At 41.9% G+C, this 1295-nt stretch carries 3 protein-coding genes; all 3 read right to left on the bottom strand.

The genetic code is table 11. From position 1 onward, the window contains the following. Window positions 1-136 precede the first annotated feature (136 nt). Genes F6K20_RS38870 through F6K20_RS38860 form a run of 3 tightly spaced genes read right to left on the bottom strand, consistent with a single transcriptional unit; the run spans window position 137 to window position 1166 of the window. Window positions 137-757, bottom strand: a complete 621-nt coding sequence (locus F6K20_RS38870) for a CIS tube protein (protein WP_287298497.1) — start codon at window positions 755-757, stop codon at window positions 137-139. A gap of 40 nt (window positions 758-797) precedes the next feature. Next, a complete protein-coding gene (locus F6K20_RS38865) occupies window positions 798-971 on the bottom strand; it encodes a hypothetical protein (RefSeq protein ID WP_287298495.1) in 174 nt (57 codons plus the stop codon). 6 nt (window positions 972-977) lie between these two features. Then, window positions 978-1166, bottom strand: coding sequence for a hypothetical protein (locus tag F6K20_RS38860; protein ID WP_287298493.1), 189 nt, complete (start codon window positions 1164-1166; stop codon window positions 978-980). Window positions 1167-1295: the final 129 nt, after the last annotated feature.

Here is a 1295-nt window from a genome sequence, read left to right as displayed (position 1 = left end):
GTCCCAGGAGAGAGGCGCAAGTACACGCGCATTTGACCCTTACATCTGCATAAATAATTACTTGAACATTAGACATAATTACAGAGCAGAAAACGAACCGTTATTCATATTCAACGACCACAGTCCAGTTAAGCCTTCACACACCATATACCTCTTGAGCCATCACAGGCAACTTATCTCCAGCTTTTATAGTTCTAGTATGGGTAAGATCGGGTGAGCTTTTCTTTTCTAGTTTAATTCGCTTGGAATCTTTTATATCCTCGATAAAAACTGTATCTAATTCAGCTCTTATCGGTTGTCCGCTACGGTTGAAAAGTGTATACTTAACATTAACAGATTGGAGACGGCAATCAAAAGTTAAGTTTCCCCATTCAATTTTGAGAAATTTAGGCTCATGGATTTTGCCATCCATCTCAAATGTTAATTTAAGAAACTTTTTGACTTGCTTGTCAACATCTCTCGTCCCTAAAAGATTGCCAACTAATGAAGCTCCGGCAAATCCAAAACCTCCATAATCTGCTACCCCTGTGTCATCTAAAATTAACTTGAGGGACAATTCTTCTGGTTTGGTGAGAGTATATTTTGCCGATCTACTACTGGTATTAATTCCCTGTTTTTTTTGATAAACATTCCCGTATTGTAAAGAATAGGATTCCGGATTAAACATGACTTCAAAGGTGCCGTCTTTCTGAGTCCGGTCTTCATCTTTATAAACAAGAATCTTCAGCTTTTCTAATTTGAAAGGGTTTTTTAGCATATAATGATTATTTGGGTGAAATATAAATTATTCTTGGGTTTTAGGGAATCGGGAATCGGGAATCGGGAATCGGGAGCAGGGAGCAGGGAATAGGGAATAGGGAATAGGGAATAGGGAGCAGATAAGAGGCAAGAGGCAAAAGGCAAGAGGCACCCACCCCTAACCCCTCCCAGGAGGGGAAGGCAAGAGGCAAAAGGCAAAAGGCAAGAGGCACCCACCCCTAACCCCTCCCAGGAGGGGAACGGGAATCGGGAATCGGGAATCGGGAATCGGGAGCAGGGAATAGGGAATAGGGAATAGGGAATAGGGAGCAGATAAGAGGCAAGAGGCAAAAGGCAAGAGGCAAGAGGCAAAAGGCAAAAGGCAAGAGGCAAAAGGCAAGAGGTAAAAAAGGGAAAGTGTACCTCATAGCTATGATAAACGCTATCTCATGTTATTACAATTACCCTTAATATAGCAGTCGCCAGGGCAGTTAGGAAATGACAAAAGTCTCAAACCTAAGTAAGCGCAAGAGTTTGACTTCTGACTTCTGACTTCA

This window comes from Moorena sp. SIO2C4, from assembly GCF_010672485.1.
In the GTDB taxonomy this organism is placed as follows: domain Bacteria; phylum Cyanobacteriota; class Cyanobacteriia; order Cyanobacteriales; family Coleofasciculaceae; genus Moorena; species Moorena producens.
The sequence above is the reverse complement of the archived record's forward strand: the minus strand, read 5'-3'. Positions and strand labels throughout refer to the sequence as shown.